This is a genomic window from Hyunsoonleella jejuensis, from assembly GCF_900111025.1.
GTDB classification, from domain to species: Bacteria; Bacteroidota; Bacteroidia; order Flavobacteriales; family Flavobacteriaceae; genus Jejuia; species Jejuia jejuensis.
In genome coordinates this window covers 104,812-126,003 of sequence record NZ_FOFN01000004.1, presented here as the reverse complement: position 1 = coordinate 126,003, position 21,192 = coordinate 104,812, and the positions used below count along the sequence as shown (strand labels likewise).

General features: G+C 33.4%; 12 protein-coding genes. 5 read left to right on the top strand and 7 right to left on the bottom strand.

From position 1 onward, the window contains the following. Positions 1-26: 26 nt before the first annotated feature. Positions 27-1,034 carry a glycosyltransferase family 2 protein gene (locus BMY39_RS13325; protein WP_092580524.1) on the bottom strand — a complete coding sequence of 336 codons (1,008 nt, stop codon included), beginning with the start codon at positions 1,032-1,034 and terminating at the stop codon, positions 27-29. Positions 1,035-1,175: 141 nt separating this feature from the next. Here BMY39_RS13325 and BMY39_RS13320 point away from each other — a divergent pair, with 141 nt between their 5' ends. Further along, entirely contained in the window at positions 1,176-3,071 is a 1,896-nt protein-coding gene (locus BMY39_RS13320) for a M61 family metallopeptidase (RefSeq protein WP_092580522.1), read from the top strand. A gap of 75 nt (positions 3,072-3,146) precedes the next feature. Here BMY39_RS13320 and trmD read toward each other — a convergent pair whose 3' ends face one another. From trmD to BMY39_RS13305, 3 genes are all read right to left on the bottom strand, one after another. Next, the gene (trmD, locus tag BMY39_RS13315; protein ID WP_092580520.1) at positions 3,147-3,824 is read right to left on the bottom strand and encodes a tRNA (guanosine(37)-N1)-methyltransferase TrmD; all 678 of its coding nucleotides are present in this window, start codon (positions 3,822-3,824) and stop codon (positions 3,147-3,149) included. Positions 3,825-3,938: 114 nt separating this feature from the next. Beyond that, positions 3,939-4,121 carry a hypothetical protein gene (locus BMY39_RS13310; protein ID WP_092580518.1) on the bottom strand — a complete coding sequence of 61 codons (183 nt, stop codon included), beginning with the start codon at positions 4,119-4,121 and terminating at the stop codon, positions 3,939-3,941. A 96-nt stretch (positions 4,122-4,217) separates the two neighbouring features. Continuing rightward, the gene (locus BMY39_RS13305; protein ID WP_092580515.1) at positions 4,218-5,627 is read right to left on the bottom strand and encodes a TlpA family protein disulfide reductase; all 1,410 of its coding nucleotides are present in this window, start codon (positions 5,625-5,627) and stop codon (positions 4,218-4,220) included. A 185-nt stretch (positions 5,628-5,812) separates the two neighbouring features. Here BMY39_RS13305 and BMY39_RS13300 point away from each other — a divergent pair, with 185 nt between their 5' ends. Beyond that, entirely contained in the window at positions 5,813-7,438 is a 1,626-nt protein-coding gene (locus BMY39_RS13300) for an ABC-F family ATP-binding cassette domain-containing protein (protein ID WP_092580513.1), read from the top strand. Between the two features lies 1 nt (position 7,439). On the opposite strand, the gene BMY39_RS13295 is transcribed toward BMY39_RS13300, so the two are convergent. After that, positions 7,440-7,670, bottom strand: coding sequence for a putative signal transducing protein (locus BMY39_RS13295; RefSeq protein ID WP_092580511.1), 231 nt, complete (start codon positions 7,668-7,670; stop codon positions 7,440-7,442). A gap of 49 nt (positions 7,671-7,719) precedes the next feature. Then, a complete protein-coding gene (locus tag BMY39_RS13290) occupies positions 7,720-8,583 on the bottom strand; it encodes a phosphatase PAP2 family protein (RefSeq protein WP_177176607.1) in 864 nt (287 codons plus the stop codon). A 223-nt stretch (positions 8,584-8,806) separates the two neighbouring features. Here BMY39_RS13290 and BMY39_RS13285 point away from each other — a divergent pair, with 223 nt between their 5' ends. Continuing rightward, the gene (locus BMY39_RS13285) at positions 8,807-11,491 is read left to right on the top strand and encodes a choice-of-anchor D domain-containing protein (protein WP_092580507.1); all 2,685 of its coding nucleotides are present in this window, start codon (positions 8,807-8,809) and stop codon (positions 11,489-11,491) included. 65 nt (positions 11,492-11,556) lie between these two features. Here the strand turns inward: BMY39_RS13285 and pheT are convergent, their stop codons facing one another. Then, positions 11,557-13,986, bottom strand: coding sequence for a phenylalanine--tRNA ligase subunit beta (gene pheT / locus BMY39_RS13280; RefSeq protein WP_092580505.1), 2,430 nt, complete (start codon positions 13,984-13,986; stop codon positions 11,557-11,559). A 144-nt stretch (positions 13,987-14,130) separates the two neighbouring features. On the opposite strand from pheT, the gene BMY39_RS13275 reads away from it, so the two are divergent. Next, complete coding sequence (locus BMY39_RS13275; RefSeq protein WP_092580503.1) at positions 14,131-15,345, top strand: peroxiredoxin family protein; 1,215 nt, start codon at positions 14,131-14,133, stop codon at positions 15,343-15,345. A gap of 743 nt (positions 15,346-16,088) precedes the next feature. Next, a complete protein-coding gene (locus BMY39_RS13270; RefSeq protein ID WP_092580501.1) occupies positions 16,089-20,894 on the top strand; it encodes a RecQ family ATP-dependent DNA helicase in 4,806 nt (1,601 codons plus the stop codon). The last annotated feature ends 298 nt before the right edge of the window (positions 20,895-21,192 follow it).

Sequence of the window (21,192 nt, the reverse complement as noted above, 5' to 3'; positions counted from 1 at the left end):
TAATTTTTTTTATTCCTAGTAATAACTTAACAAAAGAAAATATAGTCTTTAAAGGGCTTTAAATTTAAATTATCTAAATAAACCCTAATTTCTTTTTGTGCTTGTTTATTAGCAACGGTTATTAAGCTTTGCGGGTTGCTAATCGTTGCAAGTGCATCAAAATTCAATAGTTGTTTTCCGTAAATATCTTTTCCAATTTTGTTAGGGTTATCGCAAATCCATTTAAAGGGAATATGGCGTTCTAAAAACAGGTTCGCCATAAGTTTTCCTTTTGTGCCAGCACCCCAAATTACTAGAGTTTTAGAGCTGTTGTAATCAATATCCAAAAAATGTTGCACTTTTAGTGTGGTAAAGTGGTTTTGTGCATAGTGTTCGTGCGTACGTGATGTTCTGGTGCTGTAATCCCGCCATTTGTGAATAATCTTATCGCAAGGAATACATTTAAAACCATGTTTGTAAAACCTAAATGTTAAATCATAATCTTCGGGATATACATTGGAGTTAAAAGCACCACAAGTATCTAAATCTTCTCTATAAATCATCCAACAAGGTGAAGGAATCACACATTCCTTATAAATTTCATTGTAATTATCACCAGTTTTCGTCAATTTGTTCAACCACAGCTCATAACTTTTATAGCCAGCGCCAACACCGTTAGCATTAAAATATTCCACTAACCCAACAGCTACGTGTTTTTTTCCATAACCTTTTAAGCTATTTACCAAAATCTCCAGCTTATTTGGTAGCATTATATCGTCACTGTCCATCCTGGTAATCAATTGGCCGGAACTTTGCTTGTAAGCAAGTCTAAGCGCATCAATAATACCGCGGCCATCATTGCTTAGCAATTTAATTCTAGAGTCGTTTTTTGCAAAATTTTCAACCAAATTATAACTTCCATCGGAAGAATGGTCATCTATAATGAGCAATTCCCAATGTGTATAGGTTTGTTGTAAAATAGAGCCCAAACATTCATCTAAAAATCGCTCTGTGTTTTTAAATGGTGTTAGTATGCTAACCAAAGGCTGTTCCATTGGGCGAATATACTCAAAGCAAATAAAAAACACTAAAGACCCGCTGTTGAGTGTATGTAGTATCTTTTAACATAACCTTATGAAAACAAGCGCTTGTATCCTCTTATTTTTGAAGTCATGAAAAATTTAAAAAAATAAAGAATGAATATTAGAGTTTTTGCAGTATCGGCTTGTTTAGGTTTAATGCTTTTTAGCTGCGGAGCAGGAAAGAATAATGCAAACGATTTGGCAGTTAATTTGCCGATAGATTCTCACATAGATTTGTCTAAAGTTGAGGACGATAAGGCGCCAGTTACTATAAACCCAGGTCGATTTACTGTTGAAACGGTTACCTACAGATTGCCCAGAGTTGTTCAAGGTACATACGCTGTAAGTAATTTTGGAAAGTATGTTGAGGATTTTAAGGCTATTGATTATAATGGTAACGAAATGCCAGTAACTAAAACCGATGAAAATACGTGGACTATTGCAAACGCAAAAGCCTTAGACAAGCTTACCTATTATGTTAACGACACTTACGATATTGAGTCAAAAGGTGGTATTGGTGGCGAGCAGCCGTTTTCTCCCTCTGGCACTAACATAGAGCCAGAGAACTATGTGTTAAATTTGCATGGTTTTATTGGTTATTTTGATACGCTTAAAAACAATCAATATAAACTTGATGTTACTGCTCCTGCTGATTTTGTGCGTACTTCAGCGTTACAAAATTTAGCATCCCGTACAAGTGAAGATGGTAAACTTATAACAACGAGTTACGCTGCATCACGTTATTTTGATATTACGGACAACCCCATGATGTACGGTAATCTAGATGTAGAGGAATTTCAAGTTGGTGATATTAAAATAGTATTAAGTGTTTACTCTCCAAATAATGTTCATACTGCGGCATCTTTAAAAGAGACAGTTTATAAGATGATGAAAGCACAAAAAGCGTATTTGGGAGATATTAATGCCACAACGCGTTATGATATTTATTTGTATTTGTCAGAAGGAAAAGAAGATTCGCCAAAAGGTTTTGGAGCTTTAGAACACCACACGTCTACAGTGGTAGTTTTACCAGAAGTAATGGATAAGGATGCACTGGCTGAAAGTATGGTTGATGTAGTGTCCCATGAATTTTTTCATATTGTTACACCATTAAGTGTACATTCTGAAGACGTACATTATTTTGATTATAATACGCCTACATTTTCAAAACACCTTTGGATGTATGAAGGGGTAACAGAATACTTCGCTACATTATTTCAAGTTGACCAAGGATTGGTTGAAAAAGTAGATTTTTACAATAAAATAATGGACAAAATCCAAACATCAAAGCGTTATAATGATGCTATGAGTTTTACCATTATGAGCGAAAACGTGTTGAAAGACCCTTACAAGAAAGAGTACATTAACGTATATCAAAAAGGAGCTTTAATAGGTATGTGCATTGATATTTTAATGCGTGAGGAGAGTAACGGAAACCGTGGTATTTTGTCTTTAATGAAAGAATTATCAAATAAATATGGTAAAAACAAACCGTTTGATGATGATAAGCTTATAGCTGAAATTACTACAATGACTTATCCCTCGGTTGGGGAGTTTTTAAATACACATGTTGTTGGAGATTTACCAATTAACTATAATGAGTTTTTTGAAAAAGTGGGCTTAGAAATTGGTGAAACTAAACTTAAGGCCAATTACATTATGATGAATAATGGTCCAATAGTAAGCGGAGATGGTCAAAAAGGAACCATATTCTTTACGGACGCAGTTCTAGAAAACAGCTTTTGGGAGGAGCAAGGTGCACAACCTAATGATGTGATAAAATCTATAAATGGTACAGAATTAACATTAATGAATGCAAACCAAGTGCTACAAGAGGTATTTATGTGGAAACCAGGAAAAGACATAGAAGTGGTTTTAGATAGAAACGGTGAAGAAATTGTAATAAAAACAACGACCACACAGGGTTATACCACTGGAGAAGGTTTAATTGAAAAAGATAACGCTACCGATGCCCAAGTTGCATTAAGAAAGGCGTGGTTAAAAGGATAGCTTTAATAGCCTGATTTATATTAAAAAACATAAGGACTCTAAAGTTCTTATGTTTTTTTTATTTCAATGTTTTGGCTAATCTTCTAACAAATCAGGGCGACGCTCCTTTGTGCGTTTATAGGCTTGTTCTTCGCGCCATTCCTCAATTTTTGGTAAGTTACCGCTAAACAATAGTTCGGGTACTTTCCATCCATTATATTCCCTAGGCTTCGTATAAATAGGCGGTGCCAATAAGTTATCTTGAAAAGAATCGGTTAGGGCAGAGGTTTCATTACCTAAAACTCCTGGAATTAGTCTAATAACAGCATCGCACAGCACTGCAGCGGCTAATTCGCCACCAGAAAGCACGTAATCTCCAATAGAAATTTCACGGGTTATTAAATGGTCTCTTACACGCTGATCCACACCTTTATAATGTCCGCAAAGTATAATGATGTTTTCTTTAATTGAAATTTGATTTGCAATTCCTTGATTGAGCGTTTCACCGTCTGGTGTCATATATATAATCTCTCCATAGTCACGCTCTGATGTTAACTTGTTTATACATTTATGTATGGGCTCTACCATCATTACCATACCTGCACCACCACCAAACTGAGTGTCGTCAATCGATTTGTAATTATCGGTTGTATAATCTCTTAAATTGTGGAAGTGAATTTCTACCAAATTAGCTTCAATAGCACGCTTTAGTATAGAAGCTTCAAAAGGGCTTTTCAACAATTCTGGTAAAACAGTAATGATATCTATTCTCATGATAATAATATTAGCACAAAGATATATGAAATACGCCATAATAAAACACAAAGGTTGCCTTCAAGTTATAAGGCAACCTTGTACATTTAATCTTTGCTTGTAAAATATTAAAAACTATGCCGAATTTACTCTAGAATATTGTTTGGGTAAATTCATAAACTCGTACATATCACTATTTAACATTTTTACGTACAAGTTTTTGTTCACTGAAACAGGAATTTTTAAATCGGGAAACTTAATGAGGTACTTGTTTCCTTCTTTGCCAATAAAATTAACTTTTACAGATGGATGTTCCATAATTTAAAATATTTAAGATTAAACTATAAAATCATCTAATGGTTCTCAAAAAACATTCCAATATTAAACTTCAGAAAAAAGTGAAAATTTGTCAGTTTAATGATTTAATAAACCCAAAAGTTCTTCTTCAAAACCATTAACAAACATATTCGAATGACCATTAACTATTTTATTATCCTTACTTACTAAAATTACTTTTGTTAGTGGATAAACCGCTAGTTGTTGCATGGATGTTTTTGGAACTTCAAAGATATATTCGTGCTGTAATGCCTGTTTTTTGTTTTTTACTGTAGAAACCCAGCGATCTTTACTATAATCGTCTATGTTAACTGAAATGAACTCTACTTCAGGATATTTTTTTATAAGTTCCTTAACGCGTCTGTGGCTATCTTCGAAGTAACCTTTATACAAATGAGACCAAAAATACACAACAGTAGGTTTATTGATGACATCATTTATATCTATTAAATCATTTTCTAAATTTCGTACCAAAACACTAGGAAAGCGTTCCCCAGGTTTTAATTTATTAATAGATGTACTGTAATCTAAAATTAACTGGTTGTTTTTTTCATTGGTACTTTTAGTTAAAAAATAATCAATCACCTTTTGGTTATCTTCAATCTTCTTGTTTTTAGAAAGAAAGATCATGCCATAATGGTATAAAAGTTCATTTTTTATACTAGGATTGTGCACCAAACTATCTATAGCTGCCATTCTATCTAAATTATAGCAAACATTAGTCCATATTCTATAAGGTGTTTTGGCATGTTCCAAATGAGTCTCCAGAGCAATGTTGTTGAAGCTGCGCTTTAAGAACGAGGTGTAATTAAAATAATCCTTAAAGAAATCATCGTTATAGTTAATGTCTTTTCTGTAATCATAAAAGTCATCAGGTATAGCGTCGATTATTTTCTTCTTATTACGACCATAATGGACAAATGGATAAACTTCCTTACTAGAGTAATAATCGTAATCTATATTTGCTTGAGCTATTTTGTTGAAAAGCATCGAAGTGTTATGTTTTTCTTTAAAAGCCTGTAAATTTTTATTTTTTCTAGCTCTAATGGAATCTATTTGCCTCTCAAAATCATTAGGTTTTAGTTGACATAACTTAAAGACTTCCTTTTCTTCTTTTTCACTTTGCAGAAAATCGTTAATTAAGTAATTGTTTTTCTTTGCACCATTACCGGTATAAACTAGCGACTCATCAAAATCCAATGTATTTAGGCGAAACATGACACTGTCTGCCGGTTCTAGCAAAACCATTTGTATCTCGCCACCATGTTTAAAGGTGTAGAATCCCGGGGTTAAATTCTCTATTTTATAAGAAAACCTGCTGTTGCCATCAAGTTTAACAGTATCTATTACCTTATTAGAGTCAAAAAGAACTACATAATCTGTATTCCTATTGATGATTTCTCCTCCAATAACAGCATACTTGCATGAGTCTTTACCGCAACTAACAAGCGTGAGAACAATACATACGATGTATATATATAATTTCATATATCCCTCCTCGAAAACGCAAACATTATTGTTTGTCGATACAAAAATAAATTTTGCAGGTATAATACGCTGTTAATGCGCTGTTAAATGTTGAAAGGACCTTTAATAGACATTAAAAATTAAATCTAATATGCTTTAGGTAACGCTTATATTTTTTACTTTTGCAAAAATTTTAAAACTAGGTTATGTTATCAGTTTCAAACCTTTCTGTACAATTTGGTAAGCGTATTTTGTTCGATGAAGTAAATACCACATTTAACAATGGTAATTGCTATGGTATTATTGGAGCCAACGGTTCTGGAAAATCTACATTTTTAAGAATACTTTCTGGTAAGCAAGAGCCAACTTCTGGACATGTTTCGTTGGAAACTGGTAAGCGCATGTCTGTACTAGAGCAGAACCATAATTTGTACGATGAGCACAATGTTCTAGAAACCGTTTTAATGGGTAACAAACCTCTATTTAAAATTAAATCAGAGATTGATGCGTTGTATGCCGATTATTCTGATGAAAATGCGGAACGCATTGGCGAATTACAGGTGCAGTTTGAAGAGATGAATGGTTGGAATGCAGAAAGCGATGCAGCTGCCTTACTATCAAACCTGGGTATAAAGGAAGATTTACATTTTACATTAATGGCAGATTTGGATGGTAAGCAAAAGGTGAGAGTACTTCTAGCTCAAGCATTGTTTGGAAATCCTGATGTCTTAATTATGGATGAGCCTACTAATGATTTGGATTATGAAACTATTACGTGGTTAGAGTCTTTCTTAGCAAATTACGAGAATTGTGTAATTGTGGTATCGCACGACCGTCATTTCCTAGATGCGGTTTGTACACATATATCCGATATAGATTTTGGAAAAATCACCCACTATTCGGGTAATTATACATTTTGGTATGAGTCTTCCCAATTAGCTGCAAAACAACGTGCACAACAGAATAAAAAGGCAGAGGAGAAAAAGAAGGAATTGGAAGAGTTTATTCGACGTTTTTCTGCTAACGTAGCAAAAAGTAAACAAGCTACCAGTAGAAAAAAGATGATAGATAAGTTAAATATATCTGATATTAAACCATCTAGTCGCCGTTACCCTGCCATTATTTTTGAAAGAGACCGCGAAGCAGGAGACCAAATTTTAAACATAGAAGGATTGTCGGCTTCACTAGATGGCGATGTGCTATTTAATAATATTGATTTAAATTTAGCCAAAGGCGATAAAGTAGTGGTGTTTTCTAGGGATTCTAGGGCCACAACTGCGTTTTATCAGATTATTAATGGAAAAGAAAAGGCCGACTCAGGAAAATTTGCTTGGGGTGTTACTACAACACAGTCCTATTTACCGCTGGATAATAGTGAGTATTTTCAAAGCGACCTATCTTTGGTAGATTGGTTACGCCAATGGGCACAAACTGAAGAAGAGCGCGAAGAGGTTTATATTCGTGGTTTTTTAGGGAAAATGATTTTTAGTGGGGAGGAAGCCCTTAAAAAATGTAATGTACTTTCAGGAGGAGAAAAGGTGCGTTGTATGCTAAGTAGAATGATGATGGTGAGAGCTAACGTTTTAATGTTAGATGAACCAACAAACCATTTAGATTTAGAAAGTATTACAGCATTTAATAATTCACTAAAAAACTTTAAGGGCACAGTACTGTTTACCACTCACGATCATGAGTTTGCGCAAACTGTGGCGAATAGGGTTATTGAGTTAACACCGAATGGCATTATAGACCGATATACAACTTTTGATGAGTATATGCAAGATGCTAAAATTAAGGAGTTACGCGAAAAAATGTATGCGGTTACGGCTTAGTTTAGGCTTCCATTTCAGAAATTAAATGCGCTACAATTTTAGTAGCTTCTTTAATTTCATCTTTATGCACATGAATTTCTTGAAAGTCGTGAATAGCGCCACCGAAACCAGCTATTCGCCCCGATTCAGCTTCGTCTTTAATAATAGCTGATATATTTTGGGCTTCAAGAGATTGAAATATATGTTGTACCTGAACGAAGCTACCTTCAAAAACTTTGATATAGTTTGACATAACTAAATGTTTTATTTAAAGTTATGTAAAATAAGTGAGATTAGCAAGTTTAAAACGTACCTGTAAAACCAATTTGATTAGCCGAAAAACTAAAATTCCAAGAGATCTTTTTTGGTGACTTTGTATAATCGTATACGTTGGAGTTAAAGAGAAATTTATCGATACTATCTACAACAATGATACTTATTGCAGCAGAAAAAGCGATATCTGTTAACCAATGGGCACCATCAACTAATCTGGAAATAGGAGCAATGGCCCCAATACTGTATATACCTGCCTTAACCCATGTATTGGAAAATTGTTTTGCAATAGCATGAGACATGGTAATAGATAGTGCGGTATGTCCCGATGGAAATGAATGGAAACCCGCCTCGGACGAAAAAGGCTCAAAATCATTAAATGCATATCCGCTGTTAGGTCTTGCTCTACCAACGCCCTTTTTAAGGATGCTATTAATAACACCATTTGTTATAGAAGAAGAAATGATTAATACACTCGTTTTTCTTACTTTTTCATTTTTGGTAAATAGTCCAAAACCATATAAACTGGCATTTGCAATAAAATAATTTTGGGGACTACCAAAATACCAACCAAAATCTCTTATGCCTTTAGGGAAATCCTCTTTATTTCTTGCAAAGAATCTATGGGTCTCATTGTCTAAACTAGATAATGCCAAAGTTCCGGCAATAAGTCCGCCAAGTTTTCCAAAATCTTTTCCTTTCCATCGCAGCGGTTGTATAAAACTGTGCCCTACACTTTTTATGGTTTGTTTGGTGTCGTATTTTAAAAGCTCTAATACGGTACTCTCATTTTTAACTAAAGAATCTTTAGTTGTTTGAGATTGTGCAGTTATACCTACAGTAAAAATACATAGTATTAATTTACGTAAAACAGCAGTTTTTAAAATGGACATTGATTTCATATGCTCAAAAATAATCAAATCAATTAGATTCAATTACATGGAATGTAAAATTAGCTAAAGCCTTGTTTTGCACATATTTCCTTAAGAAAATAACTTTTTAATTTCATTTTAACTAGAAAAACGAACGTTTGGTAGAAATCCCCAGTAATAAGTATGTGTTTGGCGGAAACGAATTCATATATTAAAGGTGCTATTAACAATCAATACTTACCTTATGAAGAAAATATTATACTCTACTTTCTTAATCCTACTTTTCGCATGTCATAATAATGTTGAGCCTCTAGATCCAGCTTTTTTTATTAAAGAACCAGCACCTGATGAGATTAAAATTAGTATTGAAGGGCTTGATGATATTGATTATACGGGTGTTACTGGAATAACTATTGACACTACAGTTGCAATTACATCAGACGGTATATTCAAAAATCCTTACACGCCAAATGATATTGAGGACTTACCTGTTTTACTTTTAGAAAACGATGAAATATTAATGGGATACTTTCCGCATACCCTAAAATCTAATAAAGCAGAAATTGATGATATTTTACTGTTTTATTTTTTAACCTATCCAGAACTTGCTATTCAAGGTTACGATTTTGAGTTTATTCTTGAAGAAATTAAGGCTCATGACGACTATTTAAAAATAAAGCAACTGTTAGTTTCAGAATTGAATTTAAATAAGTCGCCGCTTAATAACCAATCTTTCAACTCAATGGTTCGAAATATCACCGTAGATATTAAAGCGTCTCATGATGCGGATACTAGCAAAACCAGAAAAGAGAACGGTACTTATAAATTCACTTTTGATAGAGAAGGCAAGGTATCTTGGGAAAATCAATTCCCTCTTTATGCTGCAGTTGGTGTAAGTATTCAAAACACGACTACTTACGAATATCTTCTAGAGCCTAAACTATTGGAGACGAAGAGTTTGGTGTTTTCACCTATTTCTTTTATTTCTTGGGCATTTAACGAAGTATTTACCGATAATAATGACATTAAGGTGGAATCATCTACATTCAGTAAGGATGGCAGTTATAAAATTGCAATTTCAAATGGAAACTTAGTAGGTAGTTCAGATGACCCACTTTATGATTATGTAAGAGCGAGAAATAAATTGTTTGTAAGTGCAAATTTGTTGGGTTATATCATTCCAATTTCTGCTAAAACTATAAAATCAAAGCCAACATGCTTGAATTCATTTATAAAGTTGCAGGATGAAATTAACCTATATGTCACTAAATTAATTTTTAAACAAAGTGTGCCGAATTCTGGTGAATTGATAAGCGATATTATAAACCTTGGAAGTAATGCCGACGAGATCTTTGTATCTTGCTATTCAGGAACCGCGAGTAAATATCTTAAGATTCTTACTGATGGAATTTCCAAGCGCTTAAGTACTATAGAGGATGTTTCAACCTTAGCTTTAATGCTTAGAGACTTTATGGGTTCGAAAATATATCTAGAAGAACAAAGAAACTATAGCAATGGATTATCTTTTGGAAATTTAACTGGTAAGGACGAATCTGAGTTGAAATTTGAAGGTGACCCAGAGGAAGTATTTTCGTACTTTAAAACTTTCGAAGAGTTAGAAGTAAGTTATGATATTACTAGAGGTGTTTTAAGCTCTGCGGTAAAGAAGGATGAAAAATGGATAAAAGCCGTAAACCTAAAATTTTTGCCAGAGGTTACAGAAGGTGATGCAGATATTTCTCAAAACAACTACGATATTAACGGTTACATAAACACAAATACCGAAGGTAAAATTGAGGTAAAACTCGTTATGGGAGAAAAACCTTCTGAAATTCTTATAAAACCAGCTTTTGATTACGAAGCCGTAGCGGAAGTTGCAGTGGGACTAGAACCTACAAAAACCGTTGATATTTATGGCAATACAGATTTTGGAGAAGTGAAAATTAATGAGGAGAAAGGACAAACCATAGTGATTGAAAATAAATCAAGTGAAATCCTTAATATTACATCTATTGATTTTCCTGATGGTTTTTCTTCTCTATGGCAAATAAAACCTATTGCAGCATATGATTCTGAAAGTTTGCTAGTCGTTTTTAAGCCAACTGAAGTTAAAGACTATACAGGAACTATTACGTTTAACAATAACGTAGATAATATTAACAACCAAATAGAAGTTGTTGGTTTTGGTACAGATGATAAAATTACCCTTGAGGGTAATTTAGATTTTGGGGATGTACTTATAAATCCAGAAACACCTCCAACGAGAGTTTTAACAATAAGCAATCATAATTTAAATAAGAGTATAAATGTAGACCCTGTAGTTTTACCGAATGGTTATACAGCAACAGGTTGGGTTAATGGAGGGGTATTAAATCCGTTCGTCCAGAAGCAGATAGAAATTACTTTCAATCCAACCGAGGTTGGAAACTATGATGATATTCTAGTCATAAGTAACGACGTAGATGATATAAATAATAAAATTGAAATAAAAGGACAAGGGATTCAGGAGGGGGTGCTGGACATGTCTGGAGATTGGAGCCCTACGTGGAATGTGAGTAATTGTGATAAATTAGGTAGCTATTGTTGTGGATGTTCGTTTCATGAAAACACTAGGAATTTTGTTTTTATTGAAAGTAGTTTAGGGTGTACTAATGTTGATTTATGCGGTATAATGGATTGGAATACTCAAAGAATCGGTAATTCTGATACACCTACAATAAACGAATGGTCATTAGATGGAAACACTTTAACAATTAAGATTATAAGTGCTCAAACCAGCGGCTGGCAGTTTACTTATAGAGATTTAAATTATACAGGGGTTTATAATGAGTCTACAGACTCTTTTGAGGGAGACTATACTTCCGATATTACTGGAGGTTTGGTTGTAAGTGCGAAAGCTAGTGGAAAGTTAACATTAAAAAGATTGTAGAAAGCGCAATATTTTAAAGATTAAAAAAGCCAGCACACGCTGGCTTTTTGATTTTTTTCTATAATTTAGCGCAACTCCGCACCAAGTTGCTTTTCAAAATTAGATTGAAGTTTATTCATAATCTTGTCAATCTGCTTATCATTAAGTGTTTTGTTTTCATCTTGAAGCGTAAAACTAACAGCGTAACTCTTTTTTCCAGCAGGCAGATTTTTGCCTTGATAAACGTCAAATAAATTTACTTGCTTTAGTAATTGCTTTTCAGTTTGTTTCGCAATTTTATAAATAGATTCAAACGTTATACTATCATCTAATAACAAAGCAAAATCGCGACGTACCTCAGGATATTTAGGTATGGGCTTAAACGTAATCTTGTTACGTTTCACCATATCAAGAATAGTATCCCAATTAAAATCGGCACAAACCACTTCCTGGGAAATATCAAAATGTTTTAATATGCTTTTCGTTACCAGACCAAAGTCAACTAGGTTCATTTTGCCCAAACTAAGGGAAACACCTTCACTGAACACATCATTTTTAATAGGTGTTTCGTTAAATCTAGTAATACCTAAGCGTTCAAGAATAGCAACAACAATACCTTTTAAAAAGAAAAAATCATTTTTTTGGTTCGTATTGGCATTCCATCGCTCTAAACTTTGGCTTCCAGACGCAAACAGCGTAAGATGCTTGCTTTCAACGTTTTCTTCAGAATACTTGTGATAGGTTTTACCAAATTCAAATAACTTTAAGTCTTGGCGTTTTCTATTGCTGTTGTAGGAGATAGCTTCAAGTCCAGAAAACACCAAGGATTGTCTTAACACCGATAAATCATTGCTTAGCGGATTTAGCATTTCTATATTGTGCGTTTCTTTGAGTTGCTCACTTAAAGCGGCATAGTTAGGCGTAGTTAAAGAGTTTGATAATATTTCAAAAAAGCCTTGTCCTGCCAACTGATCACCAATAGTATTCTGTATTTTAAAATCTTCAAAACGGGACATACTGGAAATAGAAGCATTCAACTTTTCAGAAATACTAATGTTGTTATAACCATAAACACGAAGAATTTCTTCAATAATATCAGCTTCTCGTTGCACGTCATTTCTAAAAGCAGGAACAGTTAAACCTAATCCAGTTTCAGTAACATTATTCACTTTTATGTCTAGAGATGTAAGAATGCTTTTAATGGTTTCTTTTGGGATTTCTTCGCCAATAATTTTTTTGGCATTTTCAAAGCTCAAGCGAACTTGAAAATCTTCAATTTTCTTAGGGTAAACATCAATAATATCACTTGTGATGTCACCGCCAGCCAATTCTTGGATTAACAGGGCTGCACGCTTTAAAGCGTATTCCGTAATCTTGGGGTCAATTCCGCGCTCAAAACGAAAAGAGGCGTCTGTATTTAAACCATGGCGTTTCGCTGTTTTTCTAACGCTAACAGGATTAAAATACGCACTTTCAAGAAAAATACTTCGAGTTTTTTCGGTAACACCAGAATCAATCCCGCCAAATACACCAGCGATACACATCGGTTTTTCGGCATCACAAATCATAAGGTCTTCTTCATGCAGCTCGCGTTCAACACCATCAAGTGTGATAAACTTTGTTCCTTTTTTTAATGTTTTAACCTCAATTTTATCACCTTCAATTTTACTAGCATCAAAAGCGTGTAAAGGCTGCCCGAGTTCATGTAGAACGTAATTGGTAACATCTACTACATTATTTATCGGGCTTAAGCCTATGGCTTGCAAACGGTGTTTTAACCACTCTGGAGATTCAGCAACTTTAATTCCAGAAATGGTAACCCCGCAATATCGTGGTGCTAACTCCTTATCAATAACATCAACATCAATCTTTAATGTTCTATTTTCAACGTTAAATGCACTAACAGAAGGTGTTATTAGCTCTACCTTAATCTCTTTTTGTAATAATCCCGCTTTTAAATCGCGTGCTGTACCATAATGACTCATGGCGTCCGCTCTATTTGGTGTTAAGCCTATTTCAAAAACAGTATCATTTTCAATTTTAAAAATAGTGGCAGCAGGTGTTCCAACTTTAATAGATTCGTCTAAAATCATGATACCATCATGTGAAGTTCCCAAACCAAGTTCATCTTCGGCACAAATCATACCATGGCTTTCTTCACCTCTAATTTTACCTTTTTTAATGGTCCATGCCTCACCTTCTTCAGTATATAAAGTAGTACCAATAGTAGCAACAGGTACCTTTTGTCCAGCGGCAACATTCGGTGCGCCACATACTATTTGTAATGGTACTGCATCACCTACATCAACAGTGGTTACCTTTAATTTGTCTGCATTTGGATGTTTGTTGCATGTTAAAACCTTGCCAACTACTACGCCTTCAAGTCCACCTTTTATAGACTGAAACTTTTCTAATCCTTCAACTTCAAGTCCTAAATCTGTAAGTAATTCGCTGGTTTGTTCTGGTGACCAATCAATATCAATAAATTGCTTTAACCAGTTGTATGAAATCTTCATAAATCATTATCCTATTAGAGCTCACAAAGATAATTTTTTGAGGTTAGTATTCAAACAATGCATACTATTTTGTATGTCAAAAATAAAAGTCTGAAAGCAGTTGTGTATCTTGCTTCAAATTTCAAAAATCGATTCTGGTAATTTATGAAGGCAAAGTTTTTTATTATAGCGTTTGTGTTAGTATTTGGATGTAAAAAGGAACACGAGGTAGTTACATTGAAAACTGGTAAGTACAGGGCGGAATTAAAAGTGGATGAAACCTTGAATTTGCCATTTGTTTTTGAGGTGATGTCTGACAATGAATTGAAAATATTTAATGCAGAGGAGGTTATCGCAGTAAATAATGTAAAGTATGAAAACGATTCGGTATATATTCAAACTCCAGTTTTTGAGGGATTTATAGCTGCAAAAATTGACGATGGCGCATTAAAAGGTAATTTTGTGCAACCAGAATTAGATAGGGTTGTACCATTTTATGCAAAAAAAAACGATTCTAGGTTTGAAATTGACGAAAGCGGGACTAGATATAATATCTCGGGAAATTGGGAAACAGTATTTAGTCCAAATTCTCAAGAAGATGTTTATGTGGCCAAAGGTATTTTTAAGCAATATGACAATATAGTTACAGGAACTTTTAGAACCACAACGGGCGATTACCGGTATTTAGAAGGCGTTTTGAATGGTAACCAATTAAAACTTTCTACGTTTGATGGGGCGCATGCGTTTTTATTTACTGCTGAAGTTAGCGATAGTGTAATGCATGGTATGTTTTATTCTGGAAATCATTGGAAAGAGCCATTCACAGCAAAACGTAATGAAAATTATGAATTGCCAGATGCCGATTCACTTACGTTTTTAAAAGATGGCTATGATAAGATGGAATTTTCTTTTCCTGATGAAAATGGTAATATGGTGTCGCTACATGATGAGCAGTTTAAAAATAAAGTCGTACTCGTTCAAATTATGGGTACATGGTGTCCTAATTGTCTGGACGAAAGCCGATTTTATTCCAATTTTTACAACAATAATACTAATGATGATGTTGAAATTATTGCTTTAGCCTTTGAGTATGTAAAATCCAAAGAAAAAGCCTTTGAAAATATAAGGCGATTAAAAGAAAATACAGATATCTCATATCCAGTTCTATTGGCGCAATATGGATCTTCGAGTAAAGTAAAAGCGCAAGAGAAACTACCTATGTTAAATCATGTATTGTCTTATCCTACAACTATTTTTCTAGACAAAGCGGGTAAAGTGAGAAAAATACATACTGGCTTTAATGGACCAGCAACGGGGGAGAAGTATATTGAATTTAAGGAGGATTTTAAAGGTTTTATAAAGGAATTACTAGCTGAATAACTTCATTTTAAAAAATGTTAAACCTGTTAATTAACAAATGATAAGCTTAATTTAACAAAACGCTAACAACTCCCAATGCAATTTGGGATTAATTTGGTGTATTATAAAAGTTTATGCTTTTATACACATCAATCAAACCAAACAATCAGTTAAAACACTCAATCCTTCTCCAGGATTGAGTGTTTTGTTTGGTATACTTTTCTTGTTATTAAAACTTTTGTTTGGAAAATAATATTCCCGACAAGGTATAAGGTTTTGAAGTTAATACTATTGGTGTTTTGTGGGTGGTATAGTAGCACTAATTTATAATTCTGGTAAAACTTACGCAAACATATTAATTTTGAATTATAAATTTATCTTTAGAATAGATATTTGGTATTACCAAGGTAGAATCGGTTAGTCTGAAGTTAGGACATCACATCATCCTATAGAATACGCTTTTATTAGAGCACTAAGTGATATTGATGGATTATATTTTACAGTTTCTTCCGTTTTTAAATTGATTTAAGCTCATAAATTTATCATGGAATATTATGGTGAATACAAAGTTGATTATTTGTAAGATAATATCTAAAATAAATTAGGTTTATATTTTGTTTCTCAAGCTATATACCTATTTTTATGTTTCAAAACTCTCTCTTATTAAATAGCGAAATAAATAGCGGTAAATTAAGAAATATAGTGGTTAATAAAGTAAGTTTCTTTTTTGCTATAAGCTGAATATGTCAAGAACATAAAATAAAATGAAACACATATTGTTTTTAGATATTGAAGTTAACCCTAAAACAAATAAGATTGATTATGGAGCAACGTTTAAAGGACAAGAACTACACGAAAGAAATAGTGATAGGTTAGAGAATTGGATTAGGGAAGCTAAATATATATGTGGTCATAATATTATTAAACACGACATTCCTGAACTAAAAAAGAAGTTGGGAGACGATATTTTTTCAGGAAAGAAACTTATAGATACCTTATTGTGGTCTCCAATACTTTTTGTAAAAAGGCCCAACCATAAACTTACTAAAGGCTATCGCATTGTAAACGTATCGGAAGTAAATAATCCACTTTCCGACTGTAAATTAACGCAAGATTATTTAATTAAGGAATTAAACAGATTCAATGAATTAAGCAGGGAAGAACAAAGTGTGTATTATGGTCTGCTGAAAAATAACCCTAGCTTTAATACTTTTTTTGATTTAGCTGGGTTTGATGATTCCAAATTTGTTGAATCTCACATAGATGTTTTATTGGGTGATGTGATTTGTTCAACTGTTGATTTGGACTATTATGCAAATCATTACGCAACTGGGCTTTCTTATGTATTTACTTTATTGAAATTAGGAGATGAAGATGCTGTTTTACCACCTTGGGTTAGACATGAATATCCAGAAGCGGAAAAAATATTAAATGAAATACGTTTTGAATCATGTAGCGATTCAGATTGCCCATATTGTTCAAATAAATTGAATCCTAGAAAGGCACTACAAGAATACTTCAATTACAGTAATTTCAGGAAATTTGAAGAGCATAGAACAGTTAGTTTGCAGGAAGAGGCTGTAAGAGCAGGTTTGCATAAAAAATCGTTTGTAGCTGTATTTCCAACAGGAGGCGGCAAGTCGTTAACTTTTCAGTTACCAGCTCTCATGAGAGGAGCTTCAACTAGGCATCTTACCATTGTAATTTCTCCTTTAATTTCTCTAATGAAAGATCAAGTAGATAATCTTAGAGATCGTTTTGGTATAACAAAAGCGGTAGCGATTAATGGGTTGTTGTCGCCTCTTGAACGCCAAGAAGCATATGAAATGGTATCTGATGGAAGAGCCGATTTATTGTATTTATCGCCAGAATCGTTAAGGTCGCCTTCTATTTTTAGATTGATACTAACACGTTCGGTAGGTCGCATAGTTATAGATGAAGCACACTGTTTTTCAAGCTGGGGACAAGATTTTAGGGTTGATTATTTATTTATTGCAGACTTTATTAAAAAGATAGAAAGCGAAAAGCATGTATCACAAATACCAGTGTCTTGTTTTACAGCTACGGCAAAACTTCAAGTAATTAAAGACATTAAGTATTATTTTGAAGATCGACTTGGGTTGGAGTTGGATGAGTTTATTACCAATAAAGGAAGAACAAATCTTTCGTATGAAGTAGTTAATGTTGAGGAGCCAGAAAGGAAGATGAATTATTTATTGAAGGTACTTGAAGATTGTGAAAAACCTACCATTATATATGCTTCTCGAACAAAACAAGTAGAACAAGTTAGTACCTTAATTAATGAAGCAGGTTATGATTCTACTTATTTTCATGGAAAATTGGACAAGGACAGCAAGAAGTCTAATATGGATGCCTTCATGAATGAGGATCATGAAATTATTGTAGCGACCTCTGCTTTCGGAATGGGGGTTGATAAGGACAATGTAAAAACAGTAATCCATTATAACATTTCAGATTCCCTTGAAAATTATGTTCAAGAAGCAGGAAGAGCCGGGAGAGACGAAAAAATTAGTGCAAAATGCTACATTCTATACAGTGAAGAAGATCTCAACAAACATTTTAGTTTATTGCAACAAACGAAACTCAACCATAAGGAGATAAAAGACATTTGGAGAGCAATAAAAGGTCAGGCAAAGTATAGAGATAAAGTAAGTCAATCAGCATTAGAGATTGCCAAAAAATCTGGGTGGGATGCTGAAATGATGGACTTAGAAACTAAAGTTAAAACAGCTATTTCGGCCTTAGAGGATCAAGGGTTTTTGGTAAGATCTTTAAATACACCCAGAGTATTTGCTGATAGCTTATTAGTTAAAAACTTTGGTAGTGGGCAAGAGATTCTTCGGGGTAGCAACAAGATTTCTGAGCAGGATAAAAAAGATTGTGCTATTGTTTTAAAAAGGATAATTACTGATGGAGAAACGAGAGTTGATTATTTAGCAGATATTACACTTCTGAATGCCAATAGAATACAAGATGTCATAAGAATACTAAGAGATCATGGTATTTTAGGTGATGCAAAAGATTTAACGGCATTTTTAAGTTTGCTACAATCCAAAAATGGGTCAAGAAAGGTATTAGATGCCTATTTAAAAATTGAAAAAGGCATACTAGAAAACCTTAAGTCAAAAAAACTATTAATTCCATTAAGAGAATTAAATCAAAGGTTGTTAGATAACGGAATTTTGGAATCAAGCGTTGAGTATATCAGAGCATTGCTAACCTATTGGGATAAGAGACGATTCATAAAGAAAAGCAGAAAAGATAAAGAAAGAGACATTTATGAGATAGAATTTTTTAAGAAGGAAGAACTCGTTAAGGACTTAAAATGGCGTCATGATTTATCGCAGTTGACTTTTCAATACTTAGAGAATTTAGCTATAAAAAATGAAGCCCATATAGGTAAAAAAGAAGAGGTTCCCGTTTCATTCTCATTGCTTGAATTGAAAGAATCTAACCAGTTTATGGGTAGTTTGGTAGAAGAGAATACTAAAAAATATGAAGTATGCTTGTTGTATTTAAACGATATAAAGGCTATTACCTTAGAAGGGGGCTTTATGGTATCTTACAATAAACTAAATATTTCAGATGTAGATAAAAATAGGAGGGTTTTTACTAAGGATAATTATAGTAAAATGGATGAATTTTATCTTCATAAAACAGAACAAATACATATTGTGGGAGAATATGCGAAGAAATGTGTGCAAAATTACGAATCGGCTTTAGCGTATGTAAATGACTATTTCACCTTGGACTATGAAGAGTTTTTAGCGCGATATTTTCCACGAAAGAAAAAGGAAATACAAAGGTCGATTACCCCAAAGCGTTTTATGGAAATAATTGACGATTTGGATACCGATCAAACCAAAGTTATAGAAGATAATAAATCAGACAATATTTTGGTTTACGCGGGTCCAGGAAGTGGCAAAACCAAAGTTTTGGTTCACAAAATAGCGAGTTTACTGCTTATAGAAGATATAAAGCCAGAACAATTTATGATGCTTACCTTTTCTAAGGCGGCTTCTTTGGAGTTTAAAAATCGTGTTAGGAAACTCGTTCCTGAGTATTCGGGGCTCCTTAAAATAACTACATTTCATGGTTTTTGCTTTCAGTTACTAGGTCAATTAGGAGACCTTTACAAATCTCAAAATGTAATTCAAGATTGTATCAAAGCTATTAAAGAAGGAGAAATTGATATTACATCATTGGAGAATAAGAGTATTTTGATGTTCGATGAATTTCAAGATATAAACAAAGTGGAATGGGAATTAATAGATTTAATAATAGAAAAAGCGGACAAACCACGAGTAATCGCAGTTGGAGATGATGATCAAAACATTTATAGTTTTAGAGGGTCTTCGAATGCTTTTATGAGTAAGTTTAGAAGCAAATATTCTGCTACATTATACACACTTCCAAAAAATTATAGAAGCTATTATGAGATTGTGGAATTTAACAATCATATTTTAGATTATTTGAAAAATAGATTAAAAACACAACGTTTAATTGCTAATCGAAAAAGAGGCGAAGGACGTGTTAATATTGTAAAATATAAAGGAGCGCATTTAGAAAAACCTTTGGTTGAATATTTAGATGGTATTCATTTGTCAGGAAGTAAAGCCATCTTAACTAGAACAAATATTCAAGCTTTGCATGTTAGCTCTTTACTAAAGGAATTGGGTTATAAGGTAAAATTAATGGCGGGTTTTGATGGGTTTCGAATTTCAGACTTGTTTGAAGTGAGAAGTTTTGATCAGAAATTAAGGGAAGAAGTTGGAGAATCAGGGATAATTCTAGAGGCTACTTGGGAAATGGCTATAGAGTGGTTTAGAGAAGGTTTTAAGGAATCTATCCACTATGAGACTTGCATAGAGTTGTTTAGAAAGTTTGACTTTTCAAATCCAGACAAAAAGCTATTAGTAGATTGGAGAGAGTTCTGTAGAGAAATTAATATGGAAGATGCCATAAAACCCAATTCAGAAATTATCGTGGTGTCAACCATGCATAAAGCTAAAGGTAAAGAGTATGACCATGTACTGATGTTGGTTGAAAACTATGATTATACTGCAAATGAATCTAGAAGGTTGTTGTATGTTGCCAGTACTAGAGCTAAAAAAACTTTGCATATTCATACCAATGTGGGTTTTTATGATAAAATTGATTCTAAAAATATTTCTAGGAGTGTATATGAAGGTGAATTGACCGAGCCATTGGAGTATGAAATGATACTAAGCCATAAAGATGTAAGTTTAAATTCTTTTAATTTTCCTCAACCATTATCAATATTGACAACAATTAGAACAGGCGATAAACTTGAAAAAGATATAAAGGTATTTGCAGATAATGAAGCTCCAGGTTTACGAGTGAACTCAAAAGGAAACTTATTGCTGTTTTCTAAAAAGTTTGTGACTGAACAATATGAGCCAATGTTAAGGAAAGGTTACGAAATAAAAAGTGCTTCAGCAGAATATATTATTTATTGGTATAATAGGAATGAAAATAAGGAATATAAGATTGTTTTACCAAGATTATTATTTGAGAAAATGCAATAAGCTTTTTTAACAAGAATATCTAAAGCGCCAATCACACCATTAAACTGAAACGTAGCTTCATAAATAATTGTTTCTCCTTGCTCAATAAATTCTTTTGTTTCATAAACTGATTCCTGAATTTTAAAATGATTATCTGGTGAAGCATCCACACCATTAGGAAATAAATCTTGGGCTAGTAACCCAACCTTATTGCCCTGATTAAAAACCGCTTGTAATTGAGGGGAAACCGCATCCTTTAAACTATAATGATTTTATAGAGATACAATGATTTTTCACATTGTAAACCTCTAATGAATGT

What these genes read in the sequence shown, in the direction of transcription:
- BMY39_RS13325 (WP_092580524.1), bottom strand. Translation starts at nt 1,034, where the DNA reads ATGGAACAGCCTTTGGTTAGCATACTAACACCATTTAAAAACACAGAG.
- BMY39_RS13320 (WP_092580522.1), top strand. Translation starts at nt 1,176, where the DNA reads ATGAATATTAGAGTTTTTGCAGTATCGGCTTGTTTAGGTTTAATGCTT.
- trmD (WP_092580520.1), bottom strand. Translation starts at nt 3,824, where the DNA reads ATGAGAATAGATATCATTACTGTTTTACCAGAATTGTTGAAAAGCCCT.
- BMY39_RS13310 (WP_092580518.1), bottom strand. Translation starts at nt 4,121, where the DNA reads ATGGAACATCCATCTGTAAAAGTTAATTTTATTGGCAAAGAAGGAAAC.
- BMY39_RS13305 (WP_092580515.1), bottom strand. Translation starts at nt 5,627, where the DNA reads ATGAAATTATATATATACATCGTATGTATTGTTCTCACGCTTGTTAGT.
- BMY39_RS13300 (WP_092580513.1), top strand. Translation starts at nt 5,813, where the DNA reads ATGTTATCAGTTTCAAACCTTTCTGTACAATTTGGTAAGCGTATTTTG.
- BMY39_RS13295 (WP_092580511.1), bottom strand. Translation starts at nt 7,670, where the DNA reads ATGTCAAACTATATCAAAGTTTTTGAAGGTAGCTTCGTTCAGGTACAA.
- BMY39_RS13290 (WP_177176607.1), bottom strand. Translation starts at nt 8,583, where the DNA reads ATGTCCATTTTAAAAACTGCTGTTTTACGTAAATTAATACTATGTATT.
- BMY39_RS13285 (WP_092580507.1), top strand. Translation starts at nt 8,807, where the DNA reads ATGAAGAAAATATTATACTCTACTTTCTTAATCCTACTTTTCGCATGT.
- pheT (WP_092580505.1), bottom strand. Translation starts at nt 13,986, where the DNA reads ATGAAGATTTCATACAACTGGTTAAAGCAATTTATTGATATTGATTGG.
- BMY39_RS13275 (WP_092580503.1), top strand. Translation starts at nt 14,131, where the DNA reads ATGAAGGCAAAGTTTTTTATTATAGCGTTTGTGTTAGTATTTGGATGT.
- BMY39_RS13270 (WP_092580501.1), top strand. Translation starts at nt 16,089, where the DNA reads ATGAAACACATATTGTTTTTAGATATTGAAGTTAACCCTAAAACAAAT.